We start from the raw sequence: 14,968 nt of genomic DNA, 5'->3' as shown, positions 1-14,968 counted from the left end.
GCTAAAGCCCTCGCATGCAGTAGCGTGAGGGCTCTAGGTTATTCTTATTTAGCTTCACTCATAATATTTTTAATCAACGATTCAACCGTTTGAATCTTAGCCAACCTTGGACTCTGTCCTCCCCAAAGTGACATAAAGTCCTTGTTATTTTTCGTAGATGAAGTTTTTCTAATAGATTTTGTTAAGTGATTTTGAACTGGAAAATCAGGAAATGACCTTTCATGTTCCTGCATGTCCACAATAAATCTATTTTTTATCCCCCTTGCCCATTTTCCAGAAAAAGCACGAGTGAAAACAATATGATCCTCTTCAGCATGAAGAATCGCCTTTTTATGGATTTTATGGGCTCCACTTTCAATACAAGTTAAGAATGCCGTCCCCATTTGCACACCCTTGGCTCCTAAGCATAAAGAAGCCATTAACCCTCTCCCATCCATAATTCCCCCAGCCGCAATCACGGGAATGCTGACTTCGTCAACAACTTGAGGAATCAGCGACATTAACCCCACTAAACTCTCTTCATGACCATCGATGAAATTCCCACGATGTCCACCAGCCTCACTCCCTTGAACGACCACAAGATCCATTCCGCTGTTTTCGTTTGCTACGGCTTCTCTTACCGTTGTAGCTGTTCCCATGAGAATAATAGAATGTTGTTTTAATTTCATCATCACTTCCTTAGAAGGAATACCAAATGTAAAGGAACAAATAGGAACCTTTTCTTCGATCACAACCTCGATTTGTGCTTGAAAGGTTTCAAAGAATTGTTTAGCTTCAGGAAGTTCCGAGCCATCTTGTTGAATATTCAATTCCTTACGTAAAGGTTCTAGTACCGCATGAGCTGTTTCCATTGCATTTTGTGAGACGCTAAATTCATTCGGAACAAATAGATTGACTCCAAAGTTTGATGTAACTTCCTTTACTTCTCTAATTTGTTCACGCATTTGAATCGGAGTCATGTAACCTGCCCCAATCATTCCTAAGCCGCCATTATTGGAAACAGAAGTCACTAATTCCGTCGTTGTCACTCCCCCCGCCATTGGGGCTTGAATAATAGGATGCTCCATTTGCAGAAGATCTGTTACTTCATTAATGATCAATTAGAACACCTCATTTGCTCGTTTGCTAACTATTGTCGTTTTGTTGAAATGCTTTATAAAAACTGAAAAGTGCCCTCACTCACGTTTCGAAACAATTTTCCACGTCTTTTCCTATCGAAAACCCTTCAAAAAGTCGGCCTCCGTATGGCTCTAAGACCTCTTCACTCAACTGAATCACTTCTGTGAAATGCCACTTCAAATGTCTTTTTCTTAGAAGTTTTTTTCATTTAATCCCCTCTACTTCTTTATCTAAATGATAAAGAAAAGTACTTTAACTACTCTTATTTTAACATATATATCCAATCTAATTATACGATAGTCAGTATTTTTACAATGATTATATATAAATCCCATTGATCCTAGCCTACATTACTAAATGGAAAATCTAAGAGTCTACTTTCTCCATATGCTTATAAAAAATTTTAATCCACCGCCTTGACATACCCCAATAGGTATTTTATAATTCATTTATACCCATTGGGGTATATAAAAACTATTGTTGGAGGTTTAACAATGAATGAAATAGTACACGAAAGAACGTTGGCTTTTGAAAGAGAAGCGAATCAAGAAACAACCGATGATCGAACCTATGCATACGGGTCAGTGGTACCTAAGCTCTTTGTTGTCTTTACTATAGTTGCTGCGATTGGCTGGGCAGTGAGTGTTTTCTTAAGTGGTGTCCATTTCTGGGTCCTACCCTTACCAGCAGCGTTCGATGTCACGGGAACACCTTGGGCAGTCATGACTAGTGATTGGGCGTACGTATTTGGTATCCCATTAGCTTTATTGGGAGCTTTCTATTATCTTACAGTGTTAATATTCGCAGGTATGTGGTATCACTCACGCCATCCTTTAGTGCTCAAAGTTTTAACACCTATGACAGCGATTGGTGTCATGTCTTCAGCTTTCTTTGTTTATCTGCAATTGTTTGTCATTGGAGCGATTTGTCCATTTTGTATGGTCTCAGCTGTAGCTACGACCATTCTCTTTTCTCTAGAACTCATTATGCTTCGCAAGAGTGATTTACCGCCACTTCGAGAACTCCTACGTAATACTCGTACTGCATTAGATAGGAAAGGCTTAACATGGATGTTCCTTATGTTTACGATAGCAGCTCTTGCTGTGCTCAGCTTTTGGATTGTAACGATCATTCCAGCACCTGGGGTATAAAAAAAGCCATATAAAAAGAGTAGCAAATTCAAACGAACTTGCTACTCTTTAAAAACTTATTCTGCTGAAAACTCTTCGACGAGCTCTTTAAATAGATTTAAGGCATTCTCAATGGGCTCAGGACTTGTTAAATCGACACCCGCTTTTTTCAACAATTCAATCGGGTAATCTGAACTTCCACTCTTTAAAAATTCAAGGTAGTTAGCGAGCACCTCTTCGTCCCCACTCATGATCTTGTTGGCAATATCAATGGCCGCTGCAAAGCCCGTGGCATATTGATACACATAAAACGGACGGTAAAAATGGGGAATTCTCGCCCAGCCATACTTCGTTTCTTCCTCTAACAGAAGGGCTTCTCCGTTATATTCTTGAAATAACGCTTCATACAATTCGCTGAACGATTCGGCATTCAGCGGCTCTCCTTGTTCTGCGCGCTCATGAGTCTTCTTCTCGAACTCGGCGAACATCACTTGCGTAAAAAAGGTGCCTTTGAACTGATCGATAAAGTGATTCAATAAATACTTTCTGTAATCTTTATTTTTGGCATTTTTCAATAAATAATTGATTAATAACACTTCATTTACTGTGGAAGCGACCTCAGCGACAAAGATCGTGTACCCGGCCGTGATTTGTGGCTGATGTTTATTTGAGTAATAGCTATGCATGGCATGACCCATTTCATGAGCCAAGGTGAATAAGCTATCCAAATCATCCTGGTGATTCAATAAAACAAAGGGATGCGTTCCATATAGACCTAAATTGTATGCGCCAGAACGTTTCCCTGGGGTTTCGCGAACATCAATATAGCGTGAATCTTTCATTTCTTTCAACACTTGAAGATAATCATTCCCTAAAGGAGATAACGCCTTCATCATTGTTTCATACGCCTCATCATAGGGTATATCTTCTTTCACGCCTGAAACTAAAGGAACAGCGAGATCATATTGTCTTAACTGATCCACAGCTAAGGTTTCTTTTCGTAATTCAGTATACTTGTACATAGAATCAAGATTCGCCCTCGTCGTTTGGATGAGATTTTCATAGACTTCTTTCGGTATTTTCTTCCCGAACAGCGATTTTTCAAGGGCCGATGGGTAATGTCTAAGTTTAGATAGTGTCACGTTCGTTTTAATAGCAGAAGAAAGGGTTGAAGCAATTGAATTCTTAAGCTGCACGTAAGGTTCATAATAGGCTTTGTAAGCTTCTTCTCGCTTCGTGCGATCCTCATCCTCAATTAATTTTGAATACTGTCCACGGGTTAATTCCACTTTCTCTCCATCATCATTGGTAACCTCACCAAACTTAATATCTGCGTTATTGATCATCCCGAAGGTCCGGCTTGGAGAAGATAGAGATTCGCCCAACTGAGACAACAGTTCCTCGTTCTCTTTCGTTAAAACATGGTCTTTGTATCGAAAGGCATCATACAGATCCTTTTTAAAATAGTCTAACCCCGTCTCATCCTGAATAAATCGCTCTAACGTATCCTTTTCCAACCCCAGAAGGAAAGGCGTGAAAAAGGATGTAGCTGAATTTACTTTCACACCAAGCTGATCAGCTTTTTCCAGTAAGGATTGAGCTAGTGTTTCCCTAGTATCCAAATCCCCTTTCAACTTGGCGTAGACATATACATTTTTGAATAGTAATTCAACCTCTTCTTCTTTATGCAAAAAATTGTACAGTGCTTTTCCATCTTTAATATTCCCATTAAAGCTATGGAGTTCTTTCGTCAATTCTTCAACTTTGCGGTAATCCTCTTCCCATTCTTCTATAGAATCGTAAATATCACTTAAATTCCATTTTTCCTTCTCAGGAACGTCGTTTCTCGAGTTATACGTGTTCATCTAATACCCCCCTCAATAATCGTTGTAGTTACACCATACCAAAAAACGGTAATTATGTAGAGCACTTCTCCTTCTATCCTCTATTCCGTAAAAAAGATCAAAAGCCAAGGACTCACACTCAGCTTTCGAACCAAAAACGAGACTATGCAATTTTCTGCTTTCCTTTCGTGAGTCTCTTTCTGTGTAAAATCGCGTTAATCTCTGCCCCGACAACGAGAATGATCCCGATAAGAAAGAACCAAATCATCAAGATGACCACCCCTCCAAGACTTCCATATGTCTCAGAGTAATTCCCAAAATTGTTAATGTAAATCGAGAAACCAAACGAAGTAACAAGCCATGCGACCGTGGCAAACAAAGCACCTGGGATCGCCGTTTTAAACGGAAGCTTGATATTCGGCGCAAAATGATAAAGGGCAGATAAGACTCCAGCAATCACTACTATACTCACTGTCCAACGGAGGACTTGGATTAACATCTCTGTACCCGCCGGAATGTTCACAACAGACTGAACATAATCAATCAGAACGTCGCCGAATATTGGAAGAACTAATGCAATAATTAAAGCAATGATCATTCCAAACGTTAAGGCGATGGAGAGAAGTCGAGCTTTAATAAAAGGCCGTTTATTTCTCACATTATAAGCCAAATCCGAGGCTTGCATAAAAGCATTCATTCCGCTGGAGGCTGACCAAATCGTACCGAGAATCCCAACTGTTAATAATCCGCCTCGTTGCTCTGTCAAAATATCGACAATTTGATCTTCAAAAATCCCCGCAATTTCCTCAGGCATGATGTCACTCATAAACGCCATCGCCTGATCCGGATCGAGATTCAAATATGGTAAAACGGACAGGATCAAGATGAGCATGGGTATTAAAGATAACAAATAATAATAGCCCTGTGCCGCCGCTAGCAAAGGAACATTGTCGTTAGAAAACTCCTTTCCTAACGATTTCACGAAAGAAATCATTTTTTTCATTAAATAAGCCTCCTTTATAGATATTGGTTCGGCGGTCCGGAGTTTGTTTCGTTTTACGCTGTTATGGGACTAACTTGCTTCACTCAGCCAAAGTTTGTCTCGAATCTCGACGTTACGGGACGAACTACCCTCGTTAGTCCAAGGTTTGTCCCGAATCACCCAGATAATGTTATATCCCCTTTTTCTGTCTTAGTTAAGCTTATTACTTTTTCCAGTTAATAATTCTTTTAGTAAAATTTTCTAATTAGGTCAGAAGATTAGCACCTAACTTCTTATTAAGATACCTAGTGCATATCCTTTTACTTGAGATGCTCAAGGCGTTTTTAACTTAATAAATCATTTCCAAGCGCACCACTCTAAGTATCATCCAAAGGAGGCATAAAGGTATGGTTACGTTCAATTTTTTCACAGGGACGGTTACAAATATTAGTGAATTTATGACCGGTCAAAATGGTGAAAATCAAGGTTGTTACTCAATTGTCACCTTGGAGGACGGGCTCGGGGCAGTTGTAAATTTCGTGGTATCACCTACCACTTATTTTGTGGATCAGCAAATAGTTACCGTTGGTGATCGAGTAACTGGCTACCATGACGCCAGTGCCCCTGTACCCTTGATCTATCCGCCGCAATACCGGGCTCTCATCATGGTTAAAGAGATTGCGGCTCAAAATGTAAAAGTAGACTTCTTTAATTCCGAACTGGTGAGCAGTGATGGGGTGTTAAGACTGAATCTAAGCCCAAACACTTCCATCGTATTAACAAATAGTCAACCTTTTTCAAGCTACCCAGGCAATCGCAATCTGATTGTTATTTATGGACCTAGCACCTTTAGTATCCCAGCCCAAACAACTCCTTACGAAATCATCGTCTGGTGTTAAGTCGGTCCATATAAGACACTTAAAATCAGTTACCCCTGTTTAAATGAAAAAAAGCTTAGGACCAAATTCAGTGCCTAAGCTTTTATTTTGAACCGAACCACCAGCCCACTTTTAAAAATCGAACACGTTCTCCAACCTCTTACTCCAATCTATCTAAAACGAAGTCCGGCGCATCCTCTTGATCAAAACCTAAGAAGTAGTAAATGTCTCCTCCTCCGTTAAGAAGGATCACATAATCACCATGATAATAATCTTGACCGATATCTAATAATTGTTCTATTTCACGAGCATCAGAGGTTTCAAAATTATCTTCAAACACCTCTTCCACAGGTTGAGAGGAATACATCATCTCATCCAGTTGCATATAAAAATCTTCTCCGGTAGATTTGACAATCGTCATCGATTCGATATTTTCAGAAGTTAATAGCGCACCAGCATAGTTGTTTTCTGTCAGCCAGGCAAGAGTATTCTCGTAGTCTCTTCTTAGCATAATATACTGATCACTCCTGTTGGATGGGGTATGGAAATAAAGTTCCCCAATCGAACTTTGACTCTGTTCTGCCAGAACCGATGATGGGGCCTTAGCCAAATCTTCTTCAAGAAGGGAAATGATCGTGTCTAGATCATCCTGTCCGGAAATTCTGTTTTCTTCTCCTTGAAATTGACTGTAGATAGACGCGTACGTGATGTCTAACTCATTCAGCTGAAAAACAGGGTCATACGCTCGTTTAAACTCTTCGTTGCTTCTCAAATCCTCTGTAGCTTCAGCTAATACTTTATCATCCACACTATACTCTCTTCTTAACGAACCCCCTTCTTTCAATTCGTAATCAATCGTGACCGTATTCCATTGATAGATGTCACTTCCAGATTCGTCTTTCATTTCCCGATGAACATTGATGACTTGTTCAATAGACTTATCACCTGTAAGCCTTGGTGCTTCTCCTACCTCATCATATCCATAGGAATAAGATTGATAGATTGCCACTGAAGCGATTTCTTCATGATTTGGAATATTGTTTGCATACAGAGTCCCCCCGATGTTCACCGGAATGAGAAGAACAGCAATGACCGCCGTAAAACCTGCAAATCCCTTCCACGGCCACGAGAGCCGAATCGCCTTTTGCAAGATCATCTGCAAGATCGTATAAGCAATAAATGCGCCGAACACATAGCCAAACATTGTCCAAGCTAATCCGCCTTGTAAGCCTTCCGTAAAATAGAGACCGCCTAAAAGCATGGCGAAAAACGTTAAACCATACAGAAAAATAGATCGGACGATTGGATAAACAATGGCTTGATCTGAGGCCTCAGAAGGACGGTTCACGTAAGCTACAAATGAAAGGATGACGAGCCCCGCTGACACCAATGTATAGATGACATACTCTACAACGGTAAATGGCTCCGAATACAATTCTATTAAGCGTATGAAGAAGATCCCTTTCGTTGCTAGCGTCTCTGTGTAAGACGTTAAAGCTAATCCCGTGATAAAATATTGAAGGTTTACAAGTGTTAAGATGATCAGTAAAGCAGGAACAATAATGACTGTATACGTAAGGCCCCCGTGAAGAAGTCCATTCCCTACAAATACCCCGATCGCCATCGTGACGACATAGAGAAACAAAACGATCAAGGTTGAAATTCCAATCCAAGCTAAGACGTCGACAAATGAATAGAAGGGCTGCTCCAAGAAAAATCTCAATATACCTAACGTGACACCTGTTAACAGAAGGGGAGTTATTAGAGCCACTACTCCAGCCCCATACGTATTAGCAAGAATTGTTTCCCTTTTGAACGGAAGGCTATGCATAAAATAGGTGGCCTCTTTTTTTGTTGAAAAATTCAGCAAGACGATCCCTAAAAGAACTGGAAAGATAGCAAAAACCAACAATTGAAACGGAAACGAAAATTCGCTTAACACATTCAGCGAGCTCTCTCCTAAGTAAAACAAATGATCTGGATTGGCACCAAATCGAATCTCTCGAACGAGAATACTCACAGGCAACATGACCATCAGAAGGAGCGTAAGAAGAATGCCGAGCCAAGTGACCGTGCGTAATTGGAGTTTGAATAAGGCCTTATTCCACAATGAGGTTGTTGATTTCATAGCCGGCACCTCCTAATTCGTAAATAAAAATCTCTTCTAATGTCAATGGCAACATGTCAACGACCGCCGGATTGAACCGATTAACATGACTTAAAACCTCATCTTTTTGTCCTTTTACGATTAAAAACACGATGCTACCTTTCACCTCATAATGAAGTGCGTCCATGTCTTTGATTAGTTGACCTTCCTCAGGCGGTTCTTTGAAAGCAATTTGCAATTTATGAACATCCGTCCGAAGTTCATCTAAATCTCTTTCAAACAGTAAAGACCCTTCATGAAGAACACCGACATAATCACAGAAGTCCTCCATTTCGCGAAGGTTATGCGACGAGACGATGAGTGTCAATTCACGATCTGCCACATCTTGCATGATTAAATTTTTCATTTGCTGGCGAATGACAGGGTCGAGACCGTCAAAAGGTTCATCAAGAATCATCACATCGGGCATCACCGATAATCCTAAGATAAACGCTGCCTGACGCTGCATTCCCTTTGACATACGAGTTAATCGCTTGTTCGTATCCATCCGGAAGTGCTTAGCCAGCTGTTCATATCTCTTCTCATTCCAACGTTCGTAAACTCCACGATAGAAGCCGGCCATATCAGAAAGGCTCGCTTGACTAAAGAAATAAGGATGATCTGAGATGAAGAGAATGGTCTGCTTCGTATCAGGAATTTCATAGACAGGCTTGTTATTAATAGTTACTTCACCCTTGTCTGGCTTGTAAACTCCAGCTAAAATCTTTAAAAAAGTTGACTTCCCAGCGCCATTGGAACCAAGCAATCCATAAATAGATCCTTTCCGTACTTGAAGAGACAGATCTTGCACTGCTTGAAGATCTTCAAATCGTTTCGTCACGGCCTCTGTATGAATCATCGTCTCTCCCCCCCTTCGTTATTTTCAAGATTACTTAACCAATCGATGAGTTCTTGTTTTGATCCCCCTAAAAAGATGAACTCTTTGAATTTCTTTTCGATCTCTTCTTGGAGCTCATCCAGTTTATCTTTATTGGCATCTCTTTTCAGAGGAGCAACAAAGCTTCCTTTTCCAGGCAATGTGTAAATAAACCCTTCTCTTTCCAATTCCCGGTAAGACTTTTGAATCGTGTTCGGATTGATCGTTAGTTCCTGGGCAAGACTTCTTACAGAAGGCAGTTGTTCATCTTTTTGAAGCACTTCTCGAATCATCAGTGTCTTTAATTGTTCCATTAACTGCTCGTAAATGGCGACACGGCTCCTAGTATCCAGCTTGAACATCCTCCTACCTCCTCTCTTTCGTCCGTACTAACTGTACTATTCATTATAATACGGATTAACAAAAAATAAAACTAATTTTTTCCAATATAAAAAATTTTTTTTACCTGATGAATGATGTATAGGCTTTTTCTAAGACGTACTATCCAACTAAATCAATTTTTTAAAAATATACGTTCGTTCCTTTCGTATAAAGGGAAGAGTAATCTATAAATTTCTACAAAAGGTGGATGGTAGCATGGTTGAAGCGCAAACGAGAAAAGTAGACAGGGTCGGACGCATCGTCATTCCGAAAGAGATTCGTGAGGCTTTGGACTTTTGTGATCATAAGTTAGAAATGGAAATGCTGCCAAACAACAAAGGCATCAAGTTATTCAAAGGGAAGCAAGGAGCGAAAGGTGGAAAATCTCTGGACGACTTTGGACGGATCGTGGTTCCATCTGAATACCGCGAAGAGTTAAAATGGGACGAAAACAAGGATATCAGCTTTAAACAAGCTGATAGCTTCGTCGTGTTGAACGACAACCTTCGCGTATGTCAATTCTGCGGTAATGATCAACATCTGATTGAGATTGAAACGAATTACCTCTGTGAACTATGTCTAGACTCCGGAAATAAGAAACGAAGTGAACGGTTGATCGCTCCTATTGACAAGCTCATTGACGACTATGTTCATAGATGTAATCAATCCGTATCGAGTCATTCTTTGCATCAAGCGAAGGATTTAGGCGAGAACTTGAAAACTGTTATAGAGTCTATTTATGTCCCGCCTTCTGACAATGGTTTCATTGAGTCCGTAAAAAAAGCGAATAAACAGCTTGAAAAAATGGCTACTCAAAAGATGTTCAAAGATGCTTTTCACACCATGATAAATCAAACTGAAAACACCCAACAAGCTGAAATTTATCACCAAATGACACAATTCGCTGATAAAAAAATCAAGAAACAACATGATAAACTCATAGAAAAAATCCCTAAACTGATTAATGACGATTTTTTAAAGGATTGGAAAGAGTCTAAAGAGGATGCATTAGCCTCTACTATCTCTTCAATAGATCTCACGAAGGAACTAAAAGATGAAGAAACGGTCATTCAAAAGGCAGCGGAAAACTTGGAACAAATCATTTCAGATAAGGATAAGAACTCATTAGCTACAATTGATGCGCAAAAACAGCTTTTAAACGCGGAAAAAAGCTTCGTCTTTACGTATAACTATTTATCTGAAGTAAACATCGATCTAAAAAGCTATGAAAGTCAATTTAACAAATATGAAAAAGAGATCGAAGACTTGAAAAAAGAGATAAACGAAAAATTCCTTGTCAACGAATTCAAAAAGAGGCAGAAAGATTTAAATGGCAAGAAGAAGCACATCAAAGCTGCTAAAAAGCAGTTAAGCAAATAAAACAAAGCACCTGAGAAAGAGCCTAGGCTCTTCACAGGTGCTTCATTTTTATACGCTTTTTTAAATAAGCACTGACTTTCTCACGTCCTCCTAAGTCCTTACAATCAAGCAATCCTAATTCAACTTGTCTTAAATACTCTTCGTCACTCTTATCCTTGATGTAATCTTGGAAAGGGATCGGATAATCTCCTTGTTGATGACTGTTCTCCGCATGATGAGACCATGCTTTCAGCTCTATTTTCGTTCGAACTTGGCATTGATCATATGTACTTTCGATCGTTTTCCTAACTTCCTCTATGGTTGTCCAACGCTTGTCGCTCTCGATGAATATCACTCCTACATTTTGAATCATTGCGCCCTACACACCTATACGATTGAAAAACTTCAACGTTTCATAAATAGGAAAAAACGCAGTGTTCCCGTCGAGGGAATGCTGCGTATTGATGCTATATAAACTTTCACTATTCTTGTTCAATGGAAGCAGGATAAAGATAACTCAAAATATCCCGTCTAGAAATGATGCCAACAACTTTCCCTTCAGAATCTACTACAGGCAGTCTTTTGAATTTCTTTGCCAACAATGTTGTTGCTGCTTGTTCAATCGTATCGTCTTCGTTAATCGTGACCACTTTCGTACTCATAAGATCTTTCACCTTTTCAGCCATGGCACGCTTTAATTCATCTATATACTTATTCGGATTATCTAAATAAATCAAACCTCCAAGTAATTCCAATACGGCAGGTGATCTCACATTGGAGGCCCGCTTGATCAAATCGCTCTCGGTGACAATCCCCACCAGTTGCCCCTTCTCATCGATCACAGGAAGCCCGCTAAATTGATGTTCCATCAGAAGTTTCGCACATGTCTTCACTGAATCATCCAGCGTCACCGACACAACAGAAGTGGTCATGATATCTTTTGCATACATTGAACATAACCTCCCTATGATTTTTTTAAAACTGGAGCCTTCCCCTTTATTATAATCTATTTTCATGAAAAATGCGGTCTTTATAAACCCTTTCATAGAATCCACTAATAAACCCTAATAAAAAGGACAAGTTTTCTCTATTTCTACGTATAGTTAACTAACAAAACAAGAATGGAGGAAAACCATGAAGATCATCACTGCACGAAAAAAACCGTTTCTGTTCCTTTTCATAGGGCTTTTAACCGCTTTAGGACTCTACCTGTTTAACCCTTTAGCTCAAGAAACAATGACAGCAGATGAAAGTGAAAGATTTGTCCTTAACATGGTCACTGGAGAATTTAAATCTGAAACGGAGTCAGGGGAAGAACTTGAATCGTATCGGTGGGATCCCGGGACACTTGTGATTCCTAAAGGAGAGCCAGTCACGCTAAGTATATTCGGTGTGAATGGTAAAGAACATCCATTTATTATTGAAGGAACAGACGTCACCGGTACAGTCAAAAAAGGGGAAGAAACGGTATTACATTTGCAATTCAACGAACCAGGCACGTATCGACTCATCTGTACGACTCACGCAACGATCGAAAATAACGGTCCAATGATTGCTTATTTGGTCGTAAAGTAATTTCCAATAAGGGTCAGAAATTAAGTTACAGACGCATCTGAATTGGTGCTAAGTAGGTGCTACTAGCGTAGCACCTACTTAGCATGACCTTTAAGACGTTAATTCTCTAACAACTCCCGGGTTTTATCTAATATCTCTTCATCTTTCAACCGGAATTTGAACTCCACTCGCCTTGATTTCTCTGCGCTGTAGTTCCCAGATTCATCCTCTCGTCCATCAGTGAACGACTTACCGTTGACAGTTAGTTTATCTTGCAAGGCTGATTGGATATGCTTATAGGGAAAGTCGTCGCTAAGAATATACTCAGCGACGCTGAATGCTCGTTCTTGAGATAAGTTCAAGTTATATAAATAGCCGCCATTTTGATCAGCATGACCTTCGATAATAATTTCTGAAATGTAGTCTTCATAACCTTTTTCGAGAAGAATGTCTAAATAGGCTGGAACGAATTCATCTAAAAATTGAAAAGCTTCGGGTTTCAAGACGGTGTCATCAAAGGCAAACAAAATATCGGTGTTAAAAATAATCGCACCCGTTCGATCATCGACCTCAATCCCAAGGTCTGAGTCACTAAACTCCTCATTTAAATCCTCAACAATATTCACCCTTACACCCATGATTTGATCGAGCGTTCTTTTCATTTCTTCAATCTGGAAAGATTTGATCACCATCATAATAATGAAGATTAACACAAAACAAAGCAAGACGACCGTTAACAAATCTGTAAATGACGGCCAGAAATGTCCTTCTTCTTGCTCTCCTTTGAACAGTCTTTGGTATTTGCTAATCATTGCTAGCAACCTTTACCCGACTTGGTTCCTTAATCATCTCATGTGAAAAAGACTGTAACTGTCGGTTTAGATGTTGAAATTCTTGACTGAGATCTTGCATCGCCTGTTGAGTTAATCGAATATTTTTCTGCTGGTTTTCATCAGTGATGTCGCTAATTTGCTTGAATTCCTTTTTAATGGCACCATTCATATCAACCACGTATTCACCAAGGTTTCTGCTGACTTTATCCAGTTTATCACCTAACGTCCCTTCTAGATTGGAGACATATCTAGCGAGCGTATCTTTAAGTACATCGACACTGCCTTCAACTTGACTTTCTCGTTGTGTAAAGGAATCCGTCATTTGATGAACCGTACGATTAATTTCCCTGATCAACTGATTATTTTTCATGCCCATTTGTTCATAGGACGAGGACGCTTCGTGTACTTGTTTTTCAAAAGCAGCCGAATCCCTCGCATGTGATTTCAAGTGCTGGTTGAATTCTTGATTAAATTGCTTTAACTCTTCAAAACGATCCGAGAGAAGGTGTCTGTATTCATTTTGCGTTCGATTGATTGTCTCCAATGCCTCTGGTAATTGGACAATAGAGCTCCCTAGTTTTTCAAAATCACTAGTTAAGTCCCTTAACGAAGAGTGAATTCCAGCTAGTTTGGAGCTTACATCATCACCAAAGATTCCCTTGAATTGTTTATTGTTCTCCTTCATTAGTTTGACTAATTGATCACTTTGTGCCGTTAATTTTTCAAACTGTCCTTGAGTTGACGCCTGACTTTCGGCTACAGAAGAAATATACTCCTTCCAGTCTTCTACTGACTCTTCAAAATGATTCATTGCTTTCATTTGAGATGTAGCCAGATCTTCTATTTTTTTGTAGGTGTATTGGAACGCTTGCGACATGCGTTCATTTCGTTTGTCCATCTTCTCGAAATAAGAGAACAATTGATCGAAATTGTTATTCAGCTTTGTGACGGAGCCACTGAAACTTTCAGTAACACCTTTGATACTTTTGAAAAGGGAGGTGAAATCTTTTAAATTTTTTGCCAGTCCATCATTAAACTTGCCTAGATCTTCCGCCGACTTTTGTAAGCCTACGGTATATTCCTGAAATCCTTTAAATGCGTTTTCGATGTTTTGAAGCGATTGTTGATTCGTTTCACGAAGTCGATCAATGGATGAGTGGATATTTCGCGATACTTCAATAAGCCGAGCCATGGCATCTGGTTCCGTTTCCTCTAAATGAGCCTCCATTTTTAACATAATATCCGTCAACAAATATTCCGTGTTGGCCAAGCGCAGCAGGATGGTCATGATCAGCGATAAGCCCATACCAGCTATACTAGTGTAGAAAGCTACATCAATTCCCGCAAGGACAGCGGCCACATTCTCGACCAATTGATCGCCACTTGCATTAATACTGCCAAGGGACATGGTCAACCCGATAAATGTTCCTAGCACACCGACTAAGATGAACATAGAAACGGTCATCTGAATCATTTTAATCAGGCTGACGACTGGGACGTTGAAAACGCGCCAACTGGAGAATTTTTGTTGCACAAACGTATCCACTTTCACCGATTCCTCTTGTTGTTTCTGGTCGAAATCCGCTTTAAACGAGCGGAGCGGATCGATATCCAATGAGTCTGATGCATGCAAAAAATGTCTAATTCTTTTTAGTCTTGTAAACAAGAGCATATGAACGACGAAAGCGATGGCAAATGATATGAAAAGTACCATGAAAATGAATTCGATAACCTGATTCGCTAAAATGGATTGTGCCTGCTGCTCACTCATCACTAGTTTCAGAATCCCTTCAATCATGACTCTCCCCCCTATACATAAACGTGATCTCTATTGTTTCTTGAGTCCGGTTTATAGTTATGATTAT

14 protein-coding genes are annotated in these 14,968 nt (G+C 39.8%); 4 read left to right on the top strand and 10 right to left on the bottom strand.

The genetic code is table 11. The features are described 5' to 3' along the window. Positions 1-44: 44 nt before the first annotated feature. Entirely contained in the window at positions 45-1,100 is a 1,056-nt protein-coding gene (locus CR194_RS03950) for an NAD(P)H-dependent flavin oxidoreductase (RefSeq protein ID WP_110608326.1), read from the bottom strand. A gap of 513 nt (positions 1,101-1,613) precedes the next feature. Here CR194_RS03950 and CR194_RS03945 point away from each other — a divergent pair. Next, a complete protein-coding gene (locus CR194_RS03945) occupies positions 1,614-2,270 on the top strand; it encodes a vitamin K epoxide reductase family protein (protein WP_110608325.1) in 657 nt (218 codons plus the stop codon). 56 nt (positions 2,271-2,326) lie between these two features. On the opposite strand, the gene pepF is transcribed toward CR194_RS03945, so the two are convergent. Together pepF and CR194_RS03935 are read right to left on the bottom strand one after the other, a co-directional pair. Then, positions 2,327-4,114, bottom strand: a complete 1,788-nt coding sequence (gene pepF, locus CR194_RS03940) for an oligoendopeptidase F (protein ID WP_110608324.1) — start codon at positions 4,112-4,114, stop codon at positions 2,327-2,329. Positions 4,115-4,256: 142 nt separating this feature from the next. Then, positions 4,257-5,096 carry a YihY/virulence factor BrkB family protein gene (locus CR194_RS03935; protein ID WP_110608323.1) on the bottom strand — a complete coding sequence of 280 codons (840 nt, stop codon included), beginning with the start codon at positions 5,094-5,096 and terminating at the stop codon, positions 4,257-4,259. 386 nt (positions 5,097-5,482) lie between these two features. Here CR194_RS03935 and CR194_RS03930 point away from each other — a divergent pair, with 386 nt between their 5' ends. After that, positions 5,483-5,974: a hypothetical protein gene (locus CR194_RS03930; protein WP_110608322.1), complete on the top strand. Its 492-nt coding sequence runs from the start codon at positions 5,483-5,485 to the stop codon at positions 5,972-5,974. A gap of 139 nt (positions 5,975-6,113) precedes the next feature. Here the strand turns inward: CR194_RS03930 and CR194_RS03925 are convergent, their stop codons facing one another. The 3 genes from CR194_RS03925 to CR194_RS03915 are packed head-to-tail and all read right to left on the bottom strand — an operon-like array spanning position 6,114 to position 9,338. Then, entirely contained in the window at positions 6,114-8,081 is a 1,968-nt protein-coding gene (locus tag CR194_RS03925; RefSeq protein WP_110608321.1) for a DUF6449 domain-containing protein, read from the bottom strand. Beyond that, entirely contained in the window at positions 8,053-8,958 is a 906-nt protein-coding gene (locus CR194_RS03920) for an ABC transporter ATP-binding protein (protein ID WP_110608320.1), read from the bottom strand. The genes CR194_RS03925 and CR194_RS03920 overlap by 29 nt, the downstream gene beginning before the upstream one ends. Beyond that, the gene (locus CR194_RS03915) at positions 8,955-9,338 is read right to left on the bottom strand and encodes a GntR family transcriptional regulator (protein ID WP_110608319.1); all 384 of its coding nucleotides are present in this window, start codon (positions 9,336-9,338) and stop codon (positions 8,955-8,957) included. The genes CR194_RS03920 and CR194_RS03915 overlap by 4 nt, the downstream gene beginning before the upstream one ends. Positions 9,339-9,573: 235 nt before the next feature. Here CR194_RS03915 and CR194_RS03910 point away from each other — a divergent pair, with 235 nt between their 5' ends. Next, positions 9,574-10,737 (top strand): AbrB/MazE/SpoVT family DNA-binding domain-containing protein, encoded by a 1,164-nt coding sequence (locus tag CR194_RS03910; protein WP_110608318.1) that lies wholly within the window; start codon positions 9,574-9,576, stop codon positions 10,735-10,737. Positions 10,738-10,768: 31 nt separating this feature from the next. Here the strand turns inward: CR194_RS03910 and CR194_RS03905 are convergent, their stop codons facing one another. Continuing rightward, positions 10,769-11,089, bottom strand: a complete 321-nt coding sequence (locus tag CR194_RS03905; RefSeq protein WP_110608317.1) for a hypothetical protein — start codon at positions 11,087-11,089, stop codon at positions 10,769-10,771. A gap of 109 nt (positions 11,090-11,198) precedes the next feature. Next, a complete protein-coding gene (locus CR194_RS03900) occupies positions 11,199-11,666 on the bottom strand; it encodes a CBS domain-containing protein (RefSeq protein ID WP_110608316.1) in 468 nt (155 codons plus the stop codon). 184 nt (positions 11,667-11,850) lie between these two features. On the opposite strand from CR194_RS03900, the gene CR194_RS03895 reads away from it, so the two are divergent. After that, positions 11,851-12,291 carry a cupredoxin domain-containing protein gene (locus CR194_RS03895; protein ID WP_110608315.1) on the top strand — a complete coding sequence of 147 codons (441 nt, stop codon included), beginning with the start codon at positions 11,851-11,853 and terminating at the stop codon, positions 12,289-12,291. A 98-nt stretch (positions 12,292-12,389) separates the two neighbouring features. On the opposite strand, the gene CR194_RS03890 is transcribed toward CR194_RS03895, so the two are convergent. Then, positions 12,390-13,082: an OmpA family protein gene (locus tag CR194_RS03890; RefSeq protein WP_110608314.1), complete on the bottom strand. Its 693-nt coding sequence runs from the start codon at positions 13,080-13,082 to the stop codon at positions 12,390-12,392. After that, positions 13,075-14,901: a MotA/TolQ/ExbB proton channel family protein gene (locus CR194_RS03885; RefSeq protein WP_110608313.1), complete on the bottom strand. Its 1,827-nt coding sequence runs from the start codon at positions 14,899-14,901 to the stop codon at positions 13,075-13,077. Before CR194_RS03885 ends, CR194_RS03890 begins: the two co-directional genes overlap by 8 nt. Positions 14,902-14,968 lie beyond the last annotated feature (67 nt).

Source organism: Salipaludibacillus keqinensis (assembly GCF_003226325.1).
Lineage (GTDB): Bacteria > Bacillota > Bacilli > Bacillales > Salisediminibacteriaceae > Salipaludibacillus > Salipaludibacillus keqinensis.
Note: the sequence above shows the minus strand (reverse complement) of the source record. Positions and strands in the feature narration are given on the sequence as shown.